The organism is Paenibacillus sp. 7516 (genome assembly GCF_002272715.1).
Lineage (GTDB): Bacteria > Bacillota > Bacilli > Paenibacillales > Paenibacillaceae > Paenibacillus > Paenibacillus illinoisensis_A.
The window spans coordinates 103583-127713 of the sequence record NZ_NPBI01000033.1 but is presented as its reverse complement, the minus strand read 5'-3'; the positions used below and the strand labels follow the sequence as shown (position 1 = coordinate 127713).

General features: G+C 47.9%; 18 protein-coding genes. 13 read left to right on the top strand and 5 right to left on the bottom strand.

Annotated elements, in window-relative coordinates:
- Window positions 1-3: 3 nt before the first annotated feature.
- A complete protein-coding gene (locus CHI14_RS24430) occupies window positions 4-258 on the bottom strand; it encodes a hypothetical protein (RefSeq protein WP_095292088.1) in 255 nt (84 codons plus the stop codon).
- 236 nt (window positions 259-494) lie between these two features.
- Between CHI14_RS24430 and CHI14_RS24425 the strand changes: the two genes are divergently transcribed.
- Window positions 495-1154 (top strand): YheC/YheD family protein, encoded by a 660-nt coding sequence (locus CHI14_RS24425; RefSeq protein WP_095292087.1) that lies wholly within the window; start codon window positions 495-497, stop codon window positions 1152-1154.
- 352 nt (window positions 1155-1506) lie between these two features.
- The gene (gene sda, locus CHI14_RS24420; protein WP_017692430.1) at window positions 1507-1650 is read left to right on the top strand and encodes a sporulation histidine kinase inhibitor Sda; all 144 of its coding nucleotides are present in this window, start codon (window positions 1507-1509) and stop codon (window positions 1648-1650) included.
- Between the two features lie 21 nt (window positions 1651-1671).
- Here sda and CHI14_RS29795 read toward each other — a convergent pair whose 3' ends face one another.
- Both CHI14_RS29795 and CHI14_RS24415 read right to left on the bottom strand, forming a co-directional pair.
- Window positions 1672-1923, bottom strand: a complete 252-nt coding sequence (locus CHI14_RS29795; RefSeq protein WP_141236728.1) for a hypothetical protein — start codon at window positions 1921-1923, stop codon at window positions 1672-1674.
- 74 nt (window positions 1924-1997) lie between these two features.
- Window positions 1998-2972, bottom strand: a complete 975-nt coding sequence (locus CHI14_RS24415; RefSeq protein WP_212677026.1) for an NAD(P)/FAD-dependent oxidoreductase — start codon at window positions 2970-2972, stop codon at window positions 1998-2000.
- Window positions 2973-3530: 558 nt separating this feature from the next.
- Here CHI14_RS24415 and CHI14_RS24410 point away from each other — a divergent pair.
- Together CHI14_RS24410 and CHI14_RS24405 are read left to right on the top strand one after the other, a co-directional pair.
- Window positions 3531-4724 (top strand): NAD(P)/FAD-dependent oxidoreductase, encoded by a 1194-nt coding sequence (locus CHI14_RS24410; RefSeq protein WP_095292084.1) that lies wholly within the window; start codon window positions 3531-3533, stop codon window positions 4722-4724.
- Window positions 4721-4978, top strand: a complete 258-nt coding sequence (locus CHI14_RS24405; RefSeq protein ID WP_095292082.1) for a hypothetical protein — start codon at window positions 4721-4723, stop codon at window positions 4976-4978. The genes CHI14_RS24410 and CHI14_RS24405 overlap by 4 nt, the downstream gene beginning before the upstream one ends.
- 93 nt (window positions 4979-5071) lie before the next feature.
- Here CHI14_RS24405 and hemQ read toward each other — a convergent pair whose 3' ends face one another.
- Window positions 5072-5818, bottom strand: coding sequence for a hydrogen peroxide-dependent heme synthase (hemQ, locus tag CHI14_RS24400; protein WP_095292080.1), 747 nt, complete (start codon window positions 5816-5818; stop codon window positions 5072-5074).
- A 253-nt stretch (window positions 5819-6071) separates the two neighbouring features.
- On the opposite strand from hemQ, the gene CHI14_RS24395 reads away from it, so the two are divergent.
- Window positions 6072-6365, top strand: coding sequence for a YuiB family protein (locus tag CHI14_RS24395; protein ID WP_095292079.1), 294 nt, complete (start codon window positions 6072-6074; stop codon window positions 6363-6365).
- A gap of 362 nt (window positions 6366-6727) precedes the next feature.
- On the top strand, window positions 6728-8263 hold the full coding sequence (locus CHI14_RS24390) for a replication initiation and membrane attachment family protein (protein ID WP_095292077.1): 1536 nt from the start codon (window positions 6728-6730) through the stop codon (window positions 8261-8263).
- A 211-nt stretch (window positions 8264-8474) separates the two neighbouring features.
- Here CHI14_RS24390 and CHI14_RS24385 read toward each other — a convergent pair whose 3' ends face one another.
- The gene (locus CHI14_RS24385) at window positions 8475-11231 is read right to left on the bottom strand and encodes an endo-beta-N-acetylglucosaminidase (RefSeq protein ID WP_095292076.1); all 2757 of its coding nucleotides are present in this window, start codon (window positions 11229-11231) and stop codon (window positions 8475-8477) included.
- A gap of 211 nt (window positions 11232-11442) precedes the next feature.
- Between CHI14_RS24385 and CHI14_RS24380 the strand changes: the two genes are divergently transcribed.
- The 7 genes from CHI14_RS24380 (at window position 11443) to CHI14_RS24350 (ending at window position 23978) form a co-directional block, all read left to right on the top strand.
- The gene (locus CHI14_RS24380; protein ID WP_481856452.1) at window positions 11443-13272 is read left to right on the top strand and encodes a sensor histidine kinase; all 1830 of its coding nucleotides are present in this window, start codon (window positions 11443-11445) and stop codon (window positions 13270-13272) included.
- A gap of 1 nt (window position 13273) precedes the next feature.
- On the top strand, window positions 13274-14788 hold the full coding sequence (locus tag CHI14_RS24375; RefSeq protein ID WP_095292074.1) for a response regulator transcription factor: 1515 nt from the start codon (window positions 13274-13276) through the stop codon (window positions 14786-14788).
- Between the two features lie 283 nt (window positions 14789-15071).
- On the top strand, window positions 15072-16544 hold the full coding sequence (locus CHI14_RS24370; protein WP_095292073.1) for an ABC transporter substrate-binding protein: 1473 nt from the start codon (window positions 15072-15074) through the stop codon (window positions 16542-16544).
- A 78-nt stretch (window positions 16545-16622) separates the two neighbouring features.
- Window positions 16623-17552 carry an ABC transporter permease gene (locus tag CHI14_RS24365; RefSeq protein WP_095292071.1) on the top strand — a complete coding sequence of 310 codons (930 nt, stop codon included), beginning with the start codon at window positions 16623-16625 and terminating at the stop codon, window positions 17550-17552.
- Between the two features lie 84 nt (window positions 17553-17636).
- Window positions 17637-18491: a carbohydrate ABC transporter permease gene (locus tag CHI14_RS24360; protein WP_217506623.1), complete on the top strand. Its 855-nt coding sequence runs from the start codon at window positions 17637-17639 to the stop codon at window positions 18489-18491.
- A 33-nt stretch (window positions 18492-18524) separates the two neighbouring features.
- Window positions 18525-20834 (top strand): glycoside hydrolase family 3 N-terminal domain-containing protein, encoded by a 2310-nt coding sequence (locus CHI14_RS24355; protein ID WP_170948261.1) that lies wholly within the window; start codon window positions 18525-18527, stop codon window positions 20832-20834.
- A gap of 3 nt (window positions 20835-20837) precedes the next feature.
- The gene (locus tag CHI14_RS24350) at window positions 20838-23978 is read left to right on the top strand and encodes an alpha-mannosidase (protein ID WP_095292069.1); all 3141 of its coding nucleotides are present in this window, start codon (window positions 20838-20840) and stop codon (window positions 23976-23978) included.
- Window positions 23979-24131 lie beyond the last annotated feature (153 nt).

The following is a 24131-nucleotide window of genomic DNA, read 5'->3' as shown; positions in this document are numbered from 1 at the left end:
ATTCTACCCAAGTTGCAGCAGGGCAGCCATGGCTTCCGGTGAACCTGGAGGGGTGGAGGAGAAGGGCGTGGTCAGCATTACCACAATAATGAAGACAATGAAACAGGCAAACAGTATGCAGCTTACGGCAAAACCGCGATTGCGTTTCTTCATAAACAGCCGAATACCTGTAACGAAAAGAAGTACTGTGACGGCGACCAGCACGATGGACATTGCGAAATAGGCTACGCCATACAGTGATTTGAAAAATGCTTCCATATTTTCTGAACGCTCCTTAGATCCTCATATTTAAGCCTTTCCATTACATTCCTTAGTAGCATACGACAGATTGATGCGTTTGAAAAGTGAACCAGGCGTGTGTGCCTTTCTATAAACAAGCCTATAGACACTTCTTACGGAAAAGGGGCAACCGCCTTGGACAGACATCCAAGAGGCGACGGCTTCTGTTGAGTATGTATATGGAAGGACCATTGTTCAGGAAAGGAGATCAACCCATGTCAAGACAGCTTGCAAGCAAATGGCTGAAGACGGCAGCGCTATTGAAATATCCGGTAGCTGCTGTCCATATCCCGCAGACAATGGCATTTAATTCCAGGAATCTGCTGCACATGCTCAGCCGTTATGGAATGGTGTATATCAAACCTGTAGTCGGTGGCGGAGGTTATGGTGTTATCAGGGTATCCACAAGCGGAGGGAACTACCGCTATACGCATATGAAAGTTACACGTACATTTACCAACTACGGCCAGATGTATCGCTCGCTGGTACGGATTAAAGTCAGACGGAGATACCTGATCCAACAGGGAATTCATTTGGCAACGATACAGGGCAGGCCTGTGGATTACAGGGTGAAAGTCGTCAAAACCGAGCGAGGCTGGGTTTTCCGTTCCATGGTAGGGCGTTTGGCTCGTCCCGGATTGTGTGTAACCAATCTGAGCAAAGGCGGCACGATGCTGCAGGGCAGAAGGGCCCTTGGTTTATCCCTCCCTCATATATCCACCAGACACAAACGTCGGGAGATGCGTTCATTGACGTTGACATGCACTCAGATTATGGAAAGGCAATTTCCAGGTGTAAGTCAACTCGGTTTCGATTATGGGCTCGATCACTCCGGGAAGATATGGATTCTAGAAGTGAACACCAGACCTCAATAAAAAAGTGAAAAAATATAAAAAAAACCAAGATTACACCGATAAACATATAGAGAAAATATTTTGGAAAACGTTTGAAGTAAAAGCAAATTGGGTAATTTACACGGAATAAGTCTTAAAACTATGAGTTGAAGCTAAAAAAAATTCTCTCACATTCGTTCTAATAGAAACGTTACGATCCTGTGCATAAGTAATATCCACATTATCCACGTTGCTTAATCAACATTTTTACCATTTATCAACAACCTATGCACAGGATTTCCACAAAACCTTGTGGATAACAGAACGCTTGTTCTCTTTATAAATCTCTGATATGATAGTTTTGAGGAAAAAAAAGGAAAGGTTGTGGCGGGAAATGGCTATGTTATCCGATGAGATGTTATTGGATTCCTACCATAAGGCGATTGAGCTTAATCTCGAGAGAGATTTCATCGCGCTGCTATTGGCAGAAATCCATAAGCGCAAACTGGGTACCGACGTATCTGCCATTCTTCACTAGAGATCCTCATTGCAGGCAATGTTACAGGTTTCCGGACATGTCCCATTGTGCTACAGACCAGAGGGTGCTTGTATGGCAATGGTGACAGTACAACATATGCATGCAACCGTTTTCGTTTCCGTCTTCCTCAACCATGGAAGTCTGTAACGAATAGGGGCTGTACGGTCCGGTGTAATCTTCCAATTTGCCGCATTCTGACAGTCCCTGAAGGCAGTGGGGACAAGCCTGCTCCGGTACAACCAGACCGTTACACAGCGGGCATATATAAGACAAGGGTATCCCTCCTGATATTGAATGTTCAGGAGTAAGATACCCTTTTTTGTACCTTTTATGTGATTCGCGTAAAACTATCGTTTCATGTTACTGCTGTGTCCTGGGGACAACTTCGCATCCGGGTCGAAGTAAACCTTCGCGTTGTTAACAGCGGTTGGTGCTTCACCGAACCCAACAGCGATCAGCTTCAGCTTGCCTGGGTATGTTGTAATATCTCCGGCAGCAAAAATGCCTGGAATGGATGTTTCCATACGGGAGTCAACAACGATGGAATTGCTATCAATTTCAATACCCCACTCGGCAATAGGCCCGAGCGATGATACAAATCCAAAGTTGACGATCACGGCATCAACGTCAATTTCTTGTGTTTCTTTGGTTTTGACGTGTGACAGCGTGACTTTGGTAATAGCGTCATCTCCGTGCAGCTCCGTAATCTCCGTAGGTGTAACCACGTTGACTTTGGAGTTCATCAGGTTCTCCACACTGTGCTCATGTGCACGGAATTTGTCACGACGGTGGATCAGGGTTACTTGTTCTGCGATTGGCTCGAGCATAAGTGCCCAGTCTACGGCAGAGTCACCGCCACCACTGATCAGTACTTTTTTGCCGGCAAAGGCGTTCAGATCACTGATGAAGTAATGCAGGTTCGATTTTTCGAACTTGGCTGCACCTTCAAGTTCCAGACGACGCGGTTCGAAGGCACCAACACCGGCAGTGATAATTACAGCTTTGGCATGATATTCGTTCACATCGGTTTTGACGATGAAATGACGCTCGTCCAATTTTTCAACGGATACTACTTTCTCTTCAAGACGAATATTGGGGTTAAAGTGGTTCATCTGCTCAATCAGGTTGTTTACCAATTCCTGAGCCGTCACTTTGGGGAACCCTGCAACGTCATAAATGTATTTTTCAGGATATAGCGCAGCCAATTGTCCGCCAAGTTGTGGCATGCTTTCAACCAGAGTAACGGATGCCTGACGCATCCCTCCGTAAAATGCGGCAAACAGACCCGCAGGGCCGCCACCAATAATAAGTAAATCGGTCATGTCATGACCGGCAGTTTGTGCAGTCAAGAATCAACAACACCTTTCTTATTTTAATAGGTAGTTAACAGAAATAATGTAGCCGGATACCTCATGTAGCCAGCGTTTGTTGCTGAACTGTCTTTCTCATTATAAACGGTGTAAACTGGGTTGCAAAGTTGGTAACGGGACTAACTTGGGAACAATTGATGAAGATCAGGTGAGAATAGGATGAAATTGGAAATGAAAGGTTATGAAAGATAACAAAAAAAACCTTGATATTTACCAGAAATACAGATATTCTTGACCTGTACTATGTGTTTTTTTGTCTAAATAAAAGCCAATTTGTAAAACGAAGACAAGACCTGTAATTTGTTGATTCTTGTGTATAATTTCACAACTTTAATTGGACATGTACATACAAAATATTCAAATAAATTCGTGAAGTTAACATTTGTCGTCATATGGATAAGACCTCATCCATATTTTTGTAGTAAGTACAGCTGAAGGTATGCTACCCGAATGAAGATACAATATGTGTAAAAAGTAGATGATGTGAGTGAAACCGGAAGGGGTTAAGACATGAGCAGCATTCCCAAAATCGTCATTCTCGGCGCGGGCTATGGCGGGATTTTAACAGCCCAGCGGCTGCAGAAGGAATTAAATTATAATGAAGCCGACGTCACATTGGTGAATCGGCATGATTATCACTATATTACAACACACCTACATATGCCAGCAGCCGGTACGGATTCGATTGAGCATGCGAGGGTGCCGATTTCCAAGCTGATTGATGAATTCAAGATTGATTTGGTCAAGTCGTCGGTGAAGGAGATACGTCTGCAGGATCGCAAGGTCATTTTGGAAGATGGAACGTTATCTTATGACTATCTGATTATTGGACTCGGCGGTGAACCGGAGACCTTCGGTATTCCGGGCATGCTGGATCATGCGATGACCATTCGCAGCATCAACTCGGTACGACTCATTCGTGAGCATATCGAATATCAGTTTGCCATGTACAAAAACGATAACAAACGTAACCGCATTCGTTTTGTAGTGGGCGGGGCAGGTTTCAGCGGAGTTGAGTTTGTGGCGGAGCTTGCTGACCGCATTCCGCAGTTGTGCAAGGAATTTGACGTAAATCCGAAAAATGTGCATATCTACAACGTAGAGGCAGCGCCTTCAGCCCTGCCTGGCTTCGATCCGGAGCTGGTAGAGCATGCAATGAGTGTGCTCAAGAAGAAAGGCGTAACCTTCAAAATCGGTGTTCCGATCAAGCAATGTTTGCCGGATGGTGTCATTGTGGGTGAAGGTGAAAAAATTGATGCTGCCACGGTGGTTTGGACCGGTGGAATCCGCGGTAACGCGCTGCTTGAACAGGCTGGACTTGAAGTGATGCGCGGCCGGGTAAAAGTGGACGAATATCTGCGAGCTCCCGGACATGAGCATGTCTATGTTATTGGTGACAATTCACTCGTATTTAACGGGGAAGGACGTCCCTATCCACCAACAGCCCAGATTGCCATGCAGCAAGGTGTGAACTGCGCCAAAAACGTTGTCGCTGCCATTCGCAAAAAACAGCCACAGCCCTTCGTGTTTACCAGCAAGGGAACGGTTGCTTCGCTCGGTAAAGGGGAGGCCATTGCTGTGGTTGGCGGTAAAAAATACAAGGGCTGGAAAGCTGCCCAGCTGAAGAAACTGGTGGATCTCCGGTATTTGTTCATCATCGGTGGAATCCCGCTTGTGCTGAAGAAGGGGCGGTTTTTTGGATGAGACATTGCAGTGTTCAAGTTCGCGGCCTGCTTACACGTGATGAGCTGGATCGTTATAACGCCCTGATGCAGGTAGGGGGTTATCTGGAGGAGCAGAACCAGTATGACCTGGCTTATATTGTGCAAAAGGAAGTGGACATTCTTATCCTGCCCGCAATTGAGCGGTTGAAGGAAAAGGGACGGGATCGTGACCGGGCCACGGCCGAGTTTCTGGAATCGCTCAAGGCATTGGAAGAAGAAGAGGACCGGGACTAATTCGGAGTTTGTACATTTTGGGATAAAATGAATACCATAAAAAAGCACCGGTGACTTTCCCCTTGGGGAGTGTCTCGGTGCTTTGTGTTTTACTTACAGTTTCAACATGTCTTCCAGCGAACCTTCGCCCAGCAGGCTTCCCACATAGAACGAACCGAATTCGCCATAACGTGCGCTAACTTCATCAAACCGCATCTCGTAAACCAGTTTTTTGAACTGGAGTGCATCGTCTGCAAACAGGGTAACGCCCCATTCCCAATCGTCGAAACCTACGGATCCGGTAATGATCTGTTTAACTTTACCGGCATAGCTGCGACCAATCATCCCGTGGCTGCGCATCATGCTGCGGCGTTCGTCCATGGACAGCATGTACCAGTTGTCGGCGAGGTCGCGTTTTTTGTTCATTGGGTAGAAACAGATGTACTGACGCTTTGGCAATACCGGCTTGAGACGTGCAATGATTTCCGGGTTTTGCATCGGATCTTCGCCTTCTTTGCCAAGATAGTTGCTCAGTTCCACGACGCTGACGTAGGAATACGATTTGGTGGTGTATTGGGCAAACATCGTTTTGTTGAACGCGTTCTCGACGGCCTTGAGGTCCTCAAGGGTTTCACGCAGGTGCATCATGACAAGGTCAGCCTTTTGGCCGACTACAGTATAGACCACAGTGCTTCCTTTTGAGGAATCTTCGACATCCTTCCATTCTTTCCAAAACTCCTGAAGCTCGTCCAGTGCTACGGCACGTTCCTCGTCATCGGCTGCTTTCCAAGCGGCCCAGTTAATCGAGCGGAAGTCATGCAGGGCATACCAGCCCTCCAGTGTTGATGCGGCTTCGTTCATTGGTTCTGTTCCTCCTGCAGTTTATATTTCCAAATCCCATGAGGGACGGTTAAGAAAAACTATATCGTTTACATTGTATCCCAACATTGAGCACAAGGGCAAATGAAGAGAACATGAATATAGGAGGATTTATCCAGAAAGTTCGTTGCTTCGCCACATTTTTTGCGGTACACTATCTACTAGCCAGAGAAGAAAATACAGTAAGTTATGCAAAATAAGCCCTGAATTCATAAGAAGAGGTGAACGTCACCCGATGCAGTTTATACCTGTGCTGGTATTAATGGTGTTATTTTTCGTGATGATGTTTGGGATCGGTTTCATTCTGAATATGTTGATGAAGACTACATGGTTTCCTTCTTACCTGTTCATCATTGTGATCCTGCCTGTCGTGGTGTATTCCTTGTGGGATCACACGGCTTCACTGATGACCCATCTGGGCTCATTCCAGATCGTCGATTATCTGACCGGTGTGGCTGGGCTCGCAGGCGCAATCATCAGTGGTTGGACCATTCGCAAACTTCGACTGGGCGGGTATAAAATGTTCTAACAGGCTGGAGCTTCATATCATGGCCTGACTGCCATGGCTAATTGAAACAAAGAGTCTTGCCTTTCTCGTAACCGCTTACGCGAGCAAAGGGAGGGCTTTTTGTCATATTTTATGAAAAATAGTCATGAACGAACCGCTGAGCTGCATACACATGTGGATAACCATTTCTAAATAGTTTCACTTGTTTTATATGGCTGGAGCTTTTATAGTATTCTAGCAACTCTGCGAAAACGTGAATGCTGTCGACCTAGGACGAAACGGAGCGAGAACAGGCCATCTTTTTACCTGTTTTTGAACATTTGAAGATCAGGCATTTATGATAGAATAGATAAACACACTTTTGGGGAGAAGGAGATCAAGCCATGCGCATGAAGAATTTGCTGCATTATACTGAACATCATCGCTACTGCGTATACAGGGAGTTTGGACTTAGTGCTCTGGACGACCGTATGCTTACCGGAGCATATCAGCCCATGGTAGGTGCTTTCGCGATTGGCTTGTATCGGCTGTTGTTTCAGCATCTTCCCGGTGAACAGGTCGGTTACTCACCCCTTGAACAGCAGCGAAAGTTGTTCATGACACTTGGACTCGAGCCAAGTGAGAAGGGCCGCAAGTATTTGGTGGAGCAGGCTTCCAAGCTGGAAGCGGTCGGATTGCTTCAGACGTCACGCCTTTACATTCCGGAGAATGATGATTACATCTATGAATATGAGCTGCAGCCACCGCTGTCACCGGCAGAATTTTTCCGTACACAGCATTTGACACTGCTGCTTCGTGACAAGATTGGCAAGTTTGCCGTTCTCTCCCTGCGTTCGGGATTTTCGGCAGTGGAGAACGGGGACGCACCTTATCCTGCAGCGAGCAAAGAAAATATTTCAGTTCCTTTTTACGATATATTCGAACTGAATACGCATGTTATAGATTACGAGCTGGAGCAGGCGCTTTCGGAAGTATCCACATCCGCACAGCGGAGTGGGACAAGTGTCGCGGCGGAAGAGCTTACGTTGAACTATGCCGACATTATTTTGCGTTTTCCGCGCGAGTCGGTGAACCGTCGTCATGTGGAAAAGCTCCGATTTGATCATGAGCAGCTGGGCATTGTGAATTATGTGGTGAACAAGTTTAATCTCAGTGTACAGGATGTGTGCCGTTTACTGGATGAGGATGATATCTTCAGTCCGCAAGGACAGCTAATGTTGGACGATCTTCAGCATAGGGCAAGCTTGCAGTTCCGTCAGACGAAGAAACGGCAGGAGCAGCAGACCGTACAGGCAGCCAAAGTGGTCGCCCTGAGGCAGCATCTGGACGAGCCTGAGCAGCAGAGCGATTCCGGGGAACCGCCAGTGGAACATGTGGTGCAGATGGAATACTATGTGGAGGTTCCACCGCAGTTTGCAACCAAATGCGATATTCATCAATACAATATGATGCTTCGTAACGAACCATATACACGGCTGTTGCAGACGTTTTTCCCAGGAGCCGTACCGGATAATCTGGTCGATATCTTTGAGAAAATTGATCTGAGCTATAAGCTGCCTGGTGAAGTCATTAATGTTCTTATCCATTACTTGATGCAGCTTCTGGTGTCTGGCGGAGAACAGCGGATTAACCGTAATTTCGTTGAAGCGATCGCTTCCAATATGCTGCTGAAGCAGGTCAATTCATATGAGAAGGCAGTCCAATATATTCGTGACCAGGCCAAGGTAAAAGGCAAGCAGGCTGCTGGAGCAGCCGGAACCCGTTCCCGTACATACGGCAAAGGAGCCAAAGCCAAACCCGAAATCCCGATTGTTCAGGATGTTGCCGCTGAAAGCGATGGAGTATCCGAGGAAGAGTTCGAAGAGATGATGCGATTCGCCCAGCAGATGCAGGCGAGCAAGCAAAAAGGAACTTCATAAAATTTCTTGTTTATAAAAGAGACCCAAGGCGAGTCCCCTAATTAAAGGAGGCTCGCCTTTTTGCATGCTTGCGCCTGTCTGCGAATAGTGCCATGTACATATCTTATCCTATGAATTAAGCCCTCTCCGCCTTCTGCTGAAAGTGGAAAGGGCTGCTGCTAATTAGGGTTTAATTTTCTTACAGCATTAATCTTTCATTTGCTGAAATCATCTATCTTAAGATGGTGGTTGCTTTATTGCCGGCATAATCTTCGATCACGAGCTTGAGTGAGCTGCTGCTGGAAGTCGGTGTGAATGTCATCTCACTCAGCTTGGTTCTTCCCCGGATAATATACGGGAATTTTTGCGTCACGTAAGTCACCCCGAACTCGCGAGGTACTTCATTCTCGTAAACATAGATCTTGTACCAGTCCTCCAGATCAGGCAGGGCAAGCGTGTATTTTCCATCATTTACCGTGACCTTTTCCTTCGCGTATGGTGTAATCTGATGATCAGCCAGTTGTCCAGTAACTGTGACTGGTTGTTGCTTGCCTATGGCAATGTTGAGCACGTAGTGTTCACCATTCGTTGGCAATCCCGTCAGAACAGCTGAAGATTTTCCTTTCTTGACCTGAACGGTCTTTGTGAAAGGTTCATTCGTATATTCGGTTTGTAGGGTGAGCTCGATCGCTTCCTTGCCTTTGGTTTTCTTAGGGTATTTCCAGCTGACAGTGGCGTCGCCCTGTTTGTTAAATTTCACTTGAATATCCTGAACGGCTGCATCCAAATTATAGGACAGGGTTGCAGGCTCGCTCTCACGGCCATCTGCGCCTACGGCACGAATAGATAGCTCACCAGAACGATTCTTCAAAGATTTAATGTAATAAGTGGAATCATATATTCCGCCAACATAGGATCCATTTTCATATAAATTGTATTGCTTAACCTTCGAATAGTCTTCCATATCCCATTCCACAACGAGTTCATCTGTATTGGTCAGAGACTTGGCGATATGGAAACCTGTAGGAGCATCTGGTTTGGCCGCAGATCCATCGAAGATACGGATTTCACCGATGTTCATCTGATAATCTTCGATTGTTGTCCCATTTGGGTCAAATACCAGTCCGAAAGCCGCTATTTTTTGGCCCGCATAGGCACTCAAATCCAGGGAAGCTGTTGTCCAGCCTTTCGTTTGTTTGCCTGAATCCGGGACTTTGACTTTGACCACATGGGATGGATCATCTTCCAGAATTAAACCGACTTGCAGGGTGGACGTATCGCTCTTCGATGGTTTGTTATAAGTGAGTTCCAATGTAGACTTCGCATTAACCGACAGATCCGTTTTGTACAGACGCAGGAAGTTCTCCGCGTTCAGATCACCATTAACTACAAGAGAACTGCCGCCATTGAAGGCTCCAATGGAATCATACTGGTAACGGGCACCTTTTTCATAAGTAGGGCCATAGTCAAAATCAACACTCAGCGCATCCCCTTCGCTATCCATCCACCACTGCCAGGTGACAGGGATGTCCTGGATGTTGATGTTGGACCATTCGGAATCATTGGATACCTTCCCGTTTTCGTAATATTGCAGACCATGTCCGGTGTTGAAGTTCGTAGTAAAATTTGAACCATTAACGACGGAACGTTCCGTAAGGTAGGCGGCTATGCCGTCCCAGTTGGCGCCAGAAGCGTAGACATCCGACAGATCAACCGACGCATTGCGGCGGGCTTCGGTAGGGTCCTGGTTCGGTCCGGACCACCAGGCACGGTCTCTCACAAAGGTCATCCACTGATATTCGTCTTCAGCCCTGTGATTGGTGCTTCCATCGCCCATCTCTTCATCAAGGGCATTGTGGGTAAAATCTGCACCCAGCGTTGCTATGCTGTTCATCGGCTGACCGTTCTGATCCAGATTGTTGCGCAGGTCATAGAGCTGTTTCCACCGTCCAAACCGGTCATGGCCGCCTTCAACTCCGGCAAAGACGGTTTCCAGCGGATCCAGTCCAAGGCTGACGGCATGATCGCGTGAATCCTGCAGCATCTCATGGTTCCAGACATAGTTCAGGAAAATGGAATCCGAAACCCTGCCGAGAGCCGTGTCCTGTACGAATGGGCTGTTGAGTTCGTTAAACTCATTCTGATATTGTATCTGTCCTGTCGTATTAATGGTCGAGTCATACCACTGAACATACAGACCCTGATCTCTTAAATATTGCATAAATTTTTTGTAGGATGGAATATCTTCAGGGGCAACACCCCTCGCTACCTCTTCCTGATTGAAGAAGTATCCATCATAATTGTAGTACTTGGCCATCTCGGCCAGTTTGACAGCGACGGGGAAGTTTCCGTCTTCATCCTGTACGAGCATCTGCTTGTACGTTTGAGGACCACGGTCATTATCGGAGAAGAAGATATTGGCAATGGAGCGAACGCCGTTTTTATGCGCAGCATTGGTGTAAGCCGGGTTCGGAATGTTCAGAATACCGAACTCGAAATATCGCTCTGTCCACTCCTTATTCGGGTCATACAGCTCTTCCGGCACTCCGGCAGAAGCCATGCCATGCCAGTAGCTGTAATAGTCTGTATATTGCCAATAATTGAACAGATACTGGCTGAATTCGTTCGTATAAGGGGTACTGTCGAAGAACGCATTGCCGTAATCACCACTCATCGTAAAGAGCTGGGTATCCGGGCTAAGTTCGGGGTAGGCCTGCGTGGCGGCAAAGGCATCATTACGCGGCTGCAATGGTACATGTGCACGAAGCAGTTCTCCATAGATGTCACTCTCGGGTGTCCAATTCAGAATCTGGGCTGAAGTGTAGCCATGCTGATAGGGCTGATTGGCGCCTTTGGCACTTTCACCTGTGTAGGGAAGTGTATCCCCCGCATAGACAGATGAGGCGACTAACTGACCGACCAGAGCTGATGTGATGGCCAGTGCAGTTACCTTGGGAATGATGCCTTTCGGTTTGAGTTTGCGTGTCATGCTGTTCCTCCTTCAAGTGGACTGAATGTAAGGTATTCGTTTACACAAATATAAACTTATGGTTAACGATAGAGCATGAAAGCATTTTCAAATAGGGCGAAATTAAAGAAAGGCAGGTATAAACTAAAGAAAAGTTCAAGGTGAGAAGTTAATGTCAGAGGGCAAATGATATAATTCAGACAGGACAACCGCATCGGGGGGAACTTGCGATTTGAAAATTGTTAGCGTTTACAATAATTTCTTCAAAAATAATATGTTTATGAAAATGCTGTTTATTTTCTCGATGATTTCGATTGTGACGATTATTACGCTGTCGTATATCATCTTTCTATCGGTGTCCGACTCTACGATCCGCCGTGAACTGGCTATCCAAAAGGCTGCGATGGAAAGTGTGGACCGATATATTCATCAGCAGTATGAGTCCGTACAAAATATGGTGAGAGATATGCATCAGAACGAAGCACTGTCAGCCAATATCTCCTATCTGATGAGCCATACCTATGCAGATTATGTTCAGCATCTGACCAATGGATATTACGCCAATCAGGATGACTATTCCGCAGATGTATTGAAACATTTCCAGAATATCATGGATCGAAATGCGGATATCCATCAGTTGATGTTATATAGTGCAGAGCGCCAGGACATGTCCATGTTCAGCCCTAATAAGCAATTCAAGAAGCTGGACACCAACGCAGCCCATTCCTATATTCCTGACGTAATGGCCATGGAGACGCCTAATATCAGTGCACCGAACTACTGGATTCGCAAAGAGATCAATGAATGGAGCCCGGACCTATATGCGATTCGTGTTCCCATCAACAATACACAGACGCTGCGGAACCTGGGGCAGTTCCTCGTTTTTTTTGACTCTGCAGGCATTGGAAATGCGCTTGATAGTTATGAGAGCAACTTTAAGGGAGAAATAGTGGTACTATCGGCCAAAGGTAACGTCTTATTTGACTCCAGCAGTCAGTATTACGGCAAGAAGTATCCTTATGTTGAAGTTGCAGATTCGCTATTTGATCAGACCGATATGGACTCAATGAAAAAGGAAAAAAACATGTATGTAAACAAGTTTGTCTCGGCAGACCAGGGCTATGTGATTGTGGCCACGGTTCCTGTGGAAGAGATGGCTGAGGCCTATGCAGGTATTCGGAATACCATTATTTCAATTAGCATCGTAAGTACCCTGTTTGCTGTGCTCGTTCCGGCGTTTTTTATCATTAATTTTGCGAAGCGGACCCGGAGAATTATCCGATTTACGCAGAAGGTGAAGTATGGCAATCTGAGTGCACGGATTGATGATACCCGTGACGATGAGCTTGGACAGATCTCGCACAGCTTTAACGATATGCTGGATGAACTTAACTTGTATATTGAGCGGGTGTACAAGGCCGAGATCAAACAAAAAGAGACAGAGCTGGTTGCTCTGCAGGCCAGAATTAATCCTCATTTTCTCTATAACACGCTTGAAGTGATTCGTATGAGAGCCATTTCCCAGGGGGCAAGGGATGTGGGTGAGATGATCTACAGCTTATCGGTGCTCTTCAAGAGCCTTGTTCAGCAGAAGAAAAACTATACATTGAAGGATGAGATGGAGGCTTGCCGTCTATATCTGGAACTCTTTCGAATCCGTTATAAGGATATCTTCACCTATACGATTCAATTGGACCCTGTGCATAATCAACATCCTGTGGTCAAGCTGTCCCTGCAGCCGATCATTGAAAACTATGTCGTGCATGGAATCCAGACGGAACGCTCGGATAACAAGTTGTCCATTGTGGTGGAGGAGATTGGCGATGTGCTGCAGGTGGAAGTCAGAGATAATGGCAAAGGCATTGATCCTGCCAGATTGGCTGAAATTCGTGAAGAGCTCGATCGTCCGGAGGAATCAGGACAAATGTTTGGGCTGCGCAGCGTGCACAGTCGTCTGCGGTACCTGTATGGACCGGAGTTTGGAATGTCGATAGAAAGTACGCTTGGAGAAGGGACCCTGATCAGGGTGCGTTATCCTCATACGGAAGGGACAGGTGTTTAGCATGTACAACGTGTTTATTGTGGACGATGAGCCGTTCATCATTGAAGGATTATACGAAATTGTGGATTGGTCTTCATTTGGAATGGAAATTGTAAACCATGCCGGCAATGGCCAGGCGGCGCTCCAAGCGCTGTCTGCCCAACCTGTCGACATTCTGATCACGGATATTTCGATGCCCGTTATGAATGGACTGGATCTGATTCGGGAAGCAAGACGTGTCCAGCCTGACCTTAAAGTGATTATTCTCAGCGGATTCAATGAGTTCGAATACTTGAAGGAAGCGATGCAGCTGGGGATCGAAAATTATCTGCTCAAGCCGATCAATGTGGAGGAACTGGAATCAACGCTGCGCAACACGGCCTCCAAGCTGGATCAAGCGCCAGCAAAAACAAGTTATGATGCCTACGGCATTCAAATTTTGAAGGACAACATTCTTCATCGATGGTTGACGGGCCAGATCGCAACGGCGGAATTCGAAGAGCGTTCTTTGTTCATGAATCTTACACTTGATGGTCCATGCTATGGCATTGCCATTCTCCGTACGAAGGGAGAAGAGCCGGGCATCTTTGATCAAGTGCAGCGTTTACTTGCAGACAAGCCTTATGTGAGTACTTTTCATGATTTGGATGGCGATATCGTCATGATCGCGAGTGTGGACGAGCAGCAGGTCGATAGACAGATGTTCATGGATTGTGTCACCTGTTTATCCAGGCAGATCTCAGAAGCGCACCCGTCGGTTTATATTGGTATGGGGAGCATGGCGAAGGGCATTCATCAGGCACCCGCGAGTTACAAAGAAGCCAAGCGCGCTCTCCAGTATGTGATGATCTACCCTGATCTTAAAGTGATCGATCATGCGATTCTTGAAACGGGAAGCAGTGCTGGCAGTCGTTTCTCCTTCGACTGGAAGGAATATGCCAAGCTGATGTTATCCCGCAATACCGAACAGCTTTCAGAACGAATTCAAACGGATTTTGAACAGTATCGCGACGGGATGACTCCTGTGGAACTGCAGCATACGGCGCTCGAATTGGTTATTCGTTTCAAAATGGAGCTGGAGAGCATTAAGCATACGGATGAGTCTGTCATTTACCAAAAGGGATTAAGACGGGTGCTGGATAGCAGTACCTTTGCCGAACTGGTGCAGGCCCTTCAGCAAGTGGGGAGCGAGACGATCGAATCTCTGCTGCAGGATCTGAAAAACCCGATTGTGAGCCAAGTGCTTCAGCATATTGACAAACATTACGCAGAAGAGCTCTCTCTCAAGCTGTTAGGGGCTCATTACCATCTGCATCCCGTGTATCTTGGACAACTGTTTCACAAGGAGACAGGAGAGACCTTTGCCGAGTACATTAATAAATACCGGATCGAGCGTGCCAAGGAGCAGCTGCGCAGTTCCAATCTGAAGGTGCATGAGATCGCAAGAAACGTTGGATATTGGGAGACAGGATATTTTTATAAGCAATTCCGCAAATATGTAGGCATTTCACCGACCGATTTCAAGGTTTTTAATTAATTCGGTGACGGGAAGATTCGATCTGCGGACTTAACGTACAAGAGACATTTCGGGAACAGCAGTGGCATGCGAAGAGTTTAATGCCAGATGTTACCCGGCATGTCTCTTTCATGTAAGCGATTTATTAAATTAGGTACAAAAACAAGAGTCAGGGAGAATATCTCTTTAATTTGTACCCCGAAAACTTAAGTTTATCTTCTTTTTGAAAATGCTTTCATTCGATAAGGTTATAGCAGTTAGTTCGTTAGTGCTTAAGGGAAAACGAAAAGGGAGGATCTAAACAATGCTTAAAAAAAGAAAAAGTTTTTCTCTCGTCCTGGCATTATTAATGGCCGTTACACTTGTACTGAGTGCCTGCGGTGGAAGCGAGAGTGCTTCGGAATCCGGCGGGGCTGGAGATGATTCAGTCGAGCTGATCTGGTACACCATCGGTACCCCGCAAAAAGATGTGAACAAGGTCATGGAAGAAGTCAGCAAGTATACCAAGGAAAAAATCAATGCTACCGTAACCATGAAAATGGTCGATTGGGGTGACTACCCGCAAAAGATGCAGGTAAATGTGGCTTCCGGTGAGCCTATGGACATTCTGTTCACCTCTTCGGGCGGATTCGACTACGTTCAGAATGCCAGAAAAGGTGCGTTCTTGGAATTGGATGAACTGCTCCCCAAATATGGCAAGGATCTGATGGAAGCGATTGACCCGGCATTCCTCAGCGGTTCCAAAGTGGATGGTCATAACTACGGTATTCCGGCCAACAAGGAACTGCCGCAGCAAGAGGTATGGCGTTTCAACAAAACACTGCTCGATAAGTACAAATTGGACATCTCCAATATCCGCACCTTGGACAGTCTCGAACCTTTGCTCAAAACAATCAAGGAAAATGAGCCAAGTGTGACGCCGTTTGCGATGGATAAAAACTATGTCCCTTATGTTCCTTATGACTATGTTATTCAAAATTTGCCTATGGCAATCAAACTAGACACAACGGATTACAAGCTCGTGAACATCCTGGAGACTCCTGAAATGAAGGAAGCGCTCACAACGATGAACAAATATTACAAAGCTGGCTACGTGTCTGCAGAGGCAGCAACAACAGGATCAACCAACGACCTGACGACATCGGGTAACTGGTTCCTGGATCGTGCACAGACTCAACCGCTGGCAGACAATCAATGGTCTGCAAGTTATGGATATCCTGTCGTTTCCACACCGGCAAGTGATGCAATCATCACAAATACTTCTGTACAAGGATCCATCATGGCGATCTCCGCCAACTCCGAGTATCCGGAAAAAGCAATGGAATTCCTGAACCTGCTCAATACGGATCCAGTGCTGCGCAACATGGTGGACTCCGGTATCGAGGGCACTCACTACAAAAAAGTGGACGATACACACATGGAAAACCTGGCTGAATCGAAGAACTATGACATGCCTTCGTATTCCCTTGGTAACAACATGCTGCTCTATCTGAACAACAACGATCCGGATAACAAATGGGATGAGTTCAAGAAATTTAATGCTGAAGGCGTGAACTCCCCAATCCTCAGCTTCAACTTTGATGCAAGCAACGTTTCTACTGAATTGACAGCTGTACAAAACGTGAAAGAACAATACTGGGCCGCGTTGATGACTGGTACGCTGGACCCGGCGACCAACTTGGATCAGGTCATTGAGAAGTTCAATCAAGCCGGTCTTGAGAAGGTAATGGCTGAAGCCCAAAGCCAGCTTGATGCCTGGAGAGCGGAAAATAAGTAAGGTTACATTCGTAGGATCGGGCGGCTGCATGTAGCGTCCGATCCTTTTTTTCATTCAAGCTTGAAGGAGGATATCCCAATGACTGCATTTTTGAAAAACCTGATAAAAAACCGAGTCATGCTGTTCATGGTGCTGCCTGGCGCCATCTGGTTCTTCTTCTTCTCTTATCTGCCCCTGGTGGGTACTGTAGCGGCATTCAAGGAATATCGCTTTAGTCGTGAGGGATTCTGGGCCAGTCTTGCGAAGAGCGAATGGGTGGGCTGGGACAACTTCAAGTTCCTGTTCAGCAACAATGACGCGCTGCTGATTACCCGCAATACACTTCTGTATAACATCGCCATCATATTCTTGGGGTTAGTGTTCGCCGTAGGTTTGGCCATTCTGCTCTCGGAACTTATTAATAAACGGCTCGCCAAAATATATCAAACAGGGATGTTCCTCCCGTATTTCCTCTCCTGGGTCATTGTAGGTTACTTTGTGTTCAGTTTCCTGAGCATGGACCGGGGAATGTTGAATCAGATCATCGGCTGGTTCGGGATGGAGCCCATCCAGTGGTATTCGGAAGCCAAGTATTGGCCGTACATTCTGATTTTCGTCGCACTTTGGAAAACGATCGGCTACAACAGTATCGTCTATCTTGCATCTATACTGGGCATTGACCGTTCGCTCTATGAAGCTGCAATGATTGACGGTGCGAGCAAATGGCAGCAGATTCGCAACATTACGATCCCATTGCTATCCCCAATCATCACGATTATGACACTTCTGGCTGTGGGCCGGATCTTCTACGCTGACTTTGGTCTCTTTTATCAAGTGCCGAGGGATTCGGGTACGCTCTATTCCGTTACGAACGTCATTGACACGTATGTATATCGCGGCTTGAAAACGAGCGGTGAGATTGGCATGAGTACCGCTGCCGGATTGTATCAATCGGTTGTGGGCTTTGTACTGGTTATCATCTCCAACTATGTGGTACGCAAGATCGATAAAGATAGCAGCTTATTCTAGGACAAGGGAAAGGAGTGAACCACTGTGGCTCAACTCGTAAAAAAACGCGATTTCCATCATGTATCCAGCGGCTGGAACATCATCATGAATATCATGGCCGGACTATTCGCTCTGATCTGTGTGTTTCCTTTTATATTTGTCGTCATCATCTCGTTTACGGATGAAAAGGCATTGGCCCGTGACGGGTACCGCCTAATTCCGGCAGAATGGAGTCTCGCAGCATATCAATTTGTCTGGCAGAGCGGTGATACACTGCTGCGTGCATATGGGGTTACCATTCTGGTCACGGTACTCGGGACAATCATCAGTTTGATCCTCATGTCCCTGTATGCCTATGCCATTTCCCGCAAGAGCTTCAGATATCGGAGATTTTTCTCCGTGTTTGCCATTTTGACCATGTTGTTCAACGGCGGGATGATCCCGACCTACATGGTCGTATCCCAGCTGCTTGGATTGAAAGATACCGTATGGGCACTGATTCTGCCGCTGGCGATGAATGCCTTCTATATTATGATTCTGCGTACGTTCTACTCCACCAGTGTGCCGGATGCGGTCATTGAATCCGCAAGAATTGATGGCGCCGGAGAGTTTTATACCTTTATGAAAATCGTAATACCATTGTCCCTGCCGGGGCTGGCAACGATCGGGTTGTTCAGTACACTGGGTTACTGGAATGACTGGTTCAACGCACTCTTATACATTGATAATCCCAACCTGGTACCGCTGCAATCCATGCTGATGCGGATCGAGTCCAGCATCCAGTTTATTCAGCAGAACTCCGCCAACAGCTCCATGAGTCTGGCAGCCATGCAGTCCATTCCGCAGGATACTTCCCGAATGGCGATGGTCGTGCTTGCAACGCTGCCGATTATATTTGCTTACCCGTTCTTCCAGCGCTATTTCGTACAAGGTCTGACGGTTGGAGCGGTGAAGGAGTAACCGGATCACTCTATAGGATTGGAGAGTTTCAGGATGATGACATATAAGGACAAAAGCAAGCCCGTCGAAGAACGGGTACAGCACCTGCTTGGCCTGATGACTACGGAAGAAAAGGTAGGCCAGCTCATCCAGCCTTTTGGCTGGCAGACCTATACGAATGACAAGGGAAATATCACGCTGAATGATTCCTTTATAGAGCAAGTGGAAAACGGCGGCGTCGGCTCACTCTATGGTGCCCTTCGGGCTGATCCCTGGACTGGCGTTACACTTGAAAATGGCCTATCCGCGAGAGAAGGTGCGGAAGCCGTCAACCTGATTCAGCGTCATGCTGTGGAGCATTCCCGACTGGGAATTCCAATCCTGATTGGGGAGGAGTGCTCTCACGGTCATATGGCCATTGACGGAACGGTATATCCGGTACCGCTGCTGCTCGGCAGCACCTGGAATGTGGACCTGTACCGAGAGATGTGCCAGGCCGTAGCCAGGGAAACGCGTGCTCAGGGTGGAGCGGTTACGTATTCTCCGGTACTCGATGTCGTGCGTGATCCGCGCTGGGGACGTACCGAGGAATGTTTTGGCGAAGATCCGTATCTCATTGGGGAAATGGCGGTAGCTTCTGTTCAAGGCCTTCAGGGGGAAAGTCTTGACCGGAATGATGCGGTTGCTGCAACGCTGAAGCATTTTGTCGGTTACGGCAGTTCGGAAGGCGGACGCAATGCAGGACCTGTACACATGGGCTGGCGTGAATTGCTGGAGGTGGATCTGTATCCATTCCGAAAGGCGGTTGAAGCTGGGGCAGCATCCATTATGCCTGCGTATAACGAAATTGATGGCACACCTTGTACGGTAAATACGGAATTGCTGGATCATGTTTTACGTGAAGACTGGGGCTTTGAGGGTCTGGTCATTACGGACTGCGGCGCAATCAACATGCTGGCAGGTGGGCATGATGTCGCAGCGGATGGGCTCGATGCATCTGTGCAGGCCATTCAGGCAGGCATCGATATGGAGATGTCCGGTGAGATGTTTGGACAGTATCTTGTGCAGGCTGTATCGGAAGGCAAGCTTGATGTGCAGGTTTTGGACCAGGCTGTCAGCCGCGTACTGGCATTGAAATTCAAACTGGGCTTGTTTGAGCAGCCTTATGTGGACGCTGACCGGGCCGCAGAAGTAATTGGCAGTGAGCAGCATATCCAGCTGGCACGTCAATTGGCAGCAGAAGGAGTGGTTCTGCTCAAAAATGAGCAATCGGCTCTCCCGCTATCCACAACAGGAGCAGGGCAAATTGCTGTCATTGGCCCGAATGCGGATCATGCATACAATCAGCTCGGTGACTATACATCACCGCAGCCCAAATCCAAAGTGGCAACCGTACTGGATGGTATTCGCTCCAAGCTCGCGGGGTATGAAGCTGTTCCTGAGGTGCTTTATGCGCCAGGTTGCCGAATCAAAGGCGATTCCAGAGAAGGGTTCGAGCATGCCATGGAGATCGCAGGCAAGGCCGATACCGTCATCATGGTGGTTGGAGGCTCAAGTGCCCGCGATTTTGGCGAAGGAACGATTGATCTGAAGACAGGGGCATCCAATGTATCTGATCATTCATGGAACGACATGGAGTGCGGCGAAGGCATCGACCGCATGACGTTAGGGCTTGCGGGTGTACAGCTGGAACTCATTCAGGAGATCCACAAGCTCGGCAAAAAGCTCATCGTTGTTTACATCAATGGCCGCCCCATCACTGAACCTTGGGTGGACGAACATGCAGATGCCATTCTGGAGGCATGGTATCCGGGTCAAGAGGGCGGGCATGCCATTGCAGACATCCTATTTGGCGATGTGAATCCATCGGGCAAATTGACGGTTTCCATTCCGAAGCATGTCGGTCAGTTACCTATCTATTACAACGGTAAACGATCCCGTGGCAAGCGTTATCTGGAAGAGGATCTGGAGCCTCGTTATTCGTTCGGATATGGACTTAGCTATACCACTTTTGAATACAGCGAGCCGAAAGTCAGCAGGGCATCCATGACAGCTGCCGAATCAGTTATGGTATCGGTGGATGTGACCAATACAGGCCAGCGTAGTGGCGCAGAAGTGGTACAGATGTACATCACCGATGTGGTCAGCCAGATGACTCGCCCGGCCAAAGAGCTGAAAGGATTCACAAAAGTGAATCTGGCACCTGGTGAGACGCAAACAATTGAATTCCGTGTTGGTGCGGAGCAGCTGCAATATATCGGACGGCATTTGAAACCCGTGGTTGAACCGGGACTATTCCGTATTCATATCGGCAGCAGTGTGAACGACACGCAAATGGCCGAGCTTACGGTAAGGGAGGCGTAAAACATGGAACGTATTAGACGATTTATTCGTGAACTGTCTGAACGTCAGTGGCTGGAGCAAGTGGATTTTCGCAGCTGGAACATCACCCGTGCTTATTATGACGTGCCGGGAAAATATGAGAATCAAGGGCCTTATCCGGAGGGAGAAGGCCTGGATCGTTTTCCAAGCACACAGGGAACCACCTACTTTTTTCGAACCCGTCTGGAAGTTCCCGCTTCCTGGCAGCATGCCCCATTTGGACTGTTGTTTCAATCGGGAGGAGAAGGTTTGCTGCGGGTGAATGGCCGTTCCTATCAGGGTCTGGATCGCAATCATACGTACGTTACGCTGGACCCATCCAGCATTGGAATCCATCCTGAACTTGAAATCGAACTGTTCGATCCGGTACCTGAGCCTGTCGATCCGTTGAACCAGCAGGCCGTTATTCAGCCGCCAATCACATCAATCACGAGTCTGCTGGTGAGACCGAACGAGGCGGTTCGCAGCCTGATGTATACGGTCATTATTGTACGTGATTCGGCCGTACTGCTGCCCGAAAGCGACTTCCGGCGTGTACGTCTGCTGGAAGCCATCTATCGTGCGATGGATCAATTTGTCGGCATGACAGATGAAGAGATCAAGCAGGGGGATGGCATTCGCCTGATTGAAGAGAGTTTAGCGAAGCAAGTGCGAGAGATTGGTGGTAATGCCGAAGGTCTTGAACATATGGTGGGACAGTCCCATATCGATATTGCGTGGCTGTGGCCTGTACGGGAGACGGTACGCAAGACAAGTCGTACATTCTCAACCGTGGATGCACTAATGAATGAATATCCCGATTATGTGTACTCCCAGAGCCAACCTTTGTTGTACGCCTTTCTGAAGGAACATGATCCCGAATTGTATGCACGGGTGAAGCAGCGCATTGCAGAAGGACGCTGGGAGCTGGTTGGCGGCATGTGGGTTGAGCCGGATCTGAACATTCCGAGCGGTGAGTCGCTGATTCGCCAAATGTTATATGGCCAGCGTTTTTACATGGAGGAGTTCGGCAAGACATCTCAGATTGAATGGCTGCCCGATACATTCGGGTACTGTGCCTCCCTGCCTCAGATTTTGAAGCATGGCAAAGTGGACTATTTCATGACGACGAAGCTGGGATGGAACGATACCAATGTATTCCCATACGATCTCTTTCACTGGGTTGGCATTGACGGTACACCGATCCTGTCTTATCTCAACCATGGTGTCAATGAACACACTTTACCGAAGGATATCCATGATCACTGGCAGTCCTACCGTGAGAAAGCAGCACATCCCGAGCACATGCTTCTATACGGGCATGGTGATGGTGGCGGAGGAGTAACCCGCGAAATGCTGGAGTACGTGGATCGCGCAGACTTGATGGTAGGGCAGCCTGCCAGTCGCTACAGTACAGCGGCAGCCTTTTTTGCAGGTATTGAAGCAGGGCAGCCTACACTCCCGGAATGGCATGGCGATCTGTACCTGGAACTGCATCGAGGCACGTACACGACACATGCACGAAACAAGCGGAACAATCGCAAGGCAGAGGTCCTGTATCGTGAAGCCGAGCTGTGGAACACACTCGCTCTGCCGGACATGGAGGCGCAGGAGGAAGCTGACGTCCGTTCGGCACTGCATGAGGGCTGGAAGCTGATTTTGCTGAATCAATTCCACGATATTATTCCAGGCTCAGCGATTACGGAGTCCTACGTGACTTCGGATGAGGAATATGTACGAGTTTTTGAGTTAGGTAGAGCAGGCTTGAATCAAGGTGTTACGGCATTGACGGCAGGTATTGACACAAGGGGTCCAGAAGGTTCAGCGGCCTATGTGGTGTTCAACAGCCTTGGCTGGAAGCGTAATGCAGTCGTTCAGCTCCCTGTGGACGATGGCTTGGATTTTTATGCGGTTGATCCAGAAGGTCAGCACCTGCGAATGGATCGGGAGGGTGACACCATTTCGATTCTTGTGGAGGACATTCCGGCGTTAGGGTATAAGACGATTTGGCTGGTACCTGAAAATACGAGGGAAACGAATGCACGAGAAATGACCAGCCTTGCCGGTCAATCGGTCTTTAACGATACATGGGATACCGCGTTTTATCATGTGGAATTTAACAACCAAGGCGAGATTACTCGTCTGTGGGATAAGGCAGCAGAGCGGGAAATGCTGAAGCCAGGTGAACGGGGCAATCAATTCCACTTTTTCCACGACCGTCCGACGCTCTGGGATGCATGGGATATTGACAGCCGTTATGAAGAACAGGTTGCTGGAGAAGTCGAGCTATTGGAGAAAAAGCTGGTGCTGGCTGGTACAACGAAGGACGTCCTGCGCTTCCGCTGGAAACTCCATCAATCGGAGATTACACAAGATATCGTCTTCTACCATGATTCACGGCGGATTGACTTCCAGACGCAGGTGAGCTGGAACGAAAATCATAAGCTCCTGAAAGTTGGTTTTCCAATTGATGTCGTGACCTCCAAGGCAACATACGAAATCCCCTTTGGCGCATTGGAGCGGCCAACGCACCGTAACACCAGCTGGGAACAAGCGCAATATGAAGTTTGTGGCCACCGTTTCGCAGATGTATCCGAATATGGATACGGCGTGAGTTTGCTGAATGACTGCAAATACGGATACGACGTACAGGGAAGCACCATTCGTTTATCCCTGCTTCGTGCACCGAAATGGCCGGACCGAACCGCTGATCTAGGAGAGCATGAATTCACGTATGCCCTGTATCCGCACGAAGGGGATTGGCGTACTGCGCATACGGTACGTCATGCTGCAGAGCTGAATCACGAGGTGACGGTACAGCAGGTACAGCAGAGCACAGGGACTGAAGTTGATTCAACTGCAACTGCCTCACCTGCACGCCCGGCAACCGGAGCATGGATTGATTTGGGTAGCGAGCATGTCATTTTGGATACGGTCAAAATGGCAGAGGTTGGACACGGCACGGTACTTCGTTTCTATGAATCTTCAGGCAAACGTGAACGTGTAACCTTGCAATGGCCACATGCCTTTGAGCAGGCCTACCTCTCTAACGCATTGGAAGAACCGGGTGAGCCTTTGGATTTGACGAATGGCCAGATTACATTGACCTTCGCCCCTTACGAAATTAAGACCGTGCTGCTGCGGTAAACCTTTTAGAAATATCTTTGCTATATAGGAGTGAACACATTTACACGATAACGGAGAGGGCAGAAAGTATCCGAAGAAGCGAAGCGTTCGCCTAAAAGCTTTCTGAAAGAAAGCTACATCGGAAGCATACGCTATCCCCGGATTTACCCTTTG

Bases quoted from the DNA above. Each gene is read 5' to 3' on its own strand.
- CHI14_RS24395 (WP_095292079.1), top strand. From the start codon at position 6,072: ATGCAGTTTATACCTGTGCTGGTATTAATGGTGTTATTTTTCGTGATG.
- CHI14_RS24360 (WP_217506623.1), top strand. From the start codon at position 17,637: ATGAATATCATGGCCGGACTATTCGCTCTGATCTGTGTGTTTCCTTTT.
- CHI14_RS24385 (WP_095292076.1), bottom strand. From the start codon at position 11,231: ATGACACGCAAACTCAAACCGAAAGGCATCATTCCCAAGGTAACTGCA.
- hemQ (WP_095292080.1), bottom strand. From the start codon at position 5,818: ATGAACGAAGCCGCATCAACACTGGAGGGCTGGTATGCCCTGCATGAC.
- CHI14_RS24365 (WP_095292071.1), top strand. From the start codon at position 16,623: ATGACTGCATTTTTGAAAAACCTGATAAAAAACCGAGTCATGCTGTTC.
- CHI14_RS24425 (WP_095292087.1), top strand. From the start codon at position 495: ATGTCAAGACAGCTTGCAAGCAAATGGCTGAAGACGGCAGCGCTATTG.
- CHI14_RS24415 (WP_212677026.1), bottom strand. From the start codon at position 2,972: ATGACCGATTTACTTATTATTGGTGGCGGCCCTGCGGGTCTGTTTGCC.
- CHI14_RS24430 (WP_095292088.1), bottom strand. From the start codon at position 258: ATGGAAGCATTTTTCAAATCACTGTATGGCGTAGCCTATTTCGCAATG.
- CHI14_RS24370 (WP_095292073.1), top strand. From the start codon at position 15,072: ATGCTTAAAAAAAGAAAAAGTTTTTCTCTCGTCCTGGCATTATTAATG.
- CHI14_RS24355 (WP_170948261.1), top strand. From the start codon at position 18,525: ATGATGACATATAAGGACAAAAGCAAGCCCGTCGAAGAACGGGTACAG.
- CHI14_RS24405 (WP_095292082.1), top strand. From the start codon at position 4,721: ATGAGACATTGCAGTGTTCAAGTTCGCGGCCTGCTTACACGTGATGAG.
- CHI14_RS24410 (WP_095292084.1), top strand. From the start codon at position 3,531: ATGAGCAGCATTCCCAAAATCGTCATTCTCGGCGCGGGCTATGGCGGG.
- sda (WP_017692430.1), top strand. From the start codon at position 1,507: ATGGCTATGTTATCCGATGAGATGTTATTGGATTCCTACCATAAGGCG.
- CHI14_RS24390 (WP_095292077.1), top strand. From the start codon at position 6,728: ATGCGCATGAAGAATTTGCTGCATTATACTGAACATCATCGCTACTGC.
- CHI14_RS24375 (WP_095292074.1), top strand. From the start codon at position 13,274: ATGTACAACGTGTTTATTGTGGACGATGAGCCGTTCATCATTGAAGGA.
- CHI14_RS24350 (WP_095292069.1), top strand. From the start codon at position 20,838: ATGGAACGTATTAGACGATTTATTCGTGAACTGTCTGAACGTCAGTGG.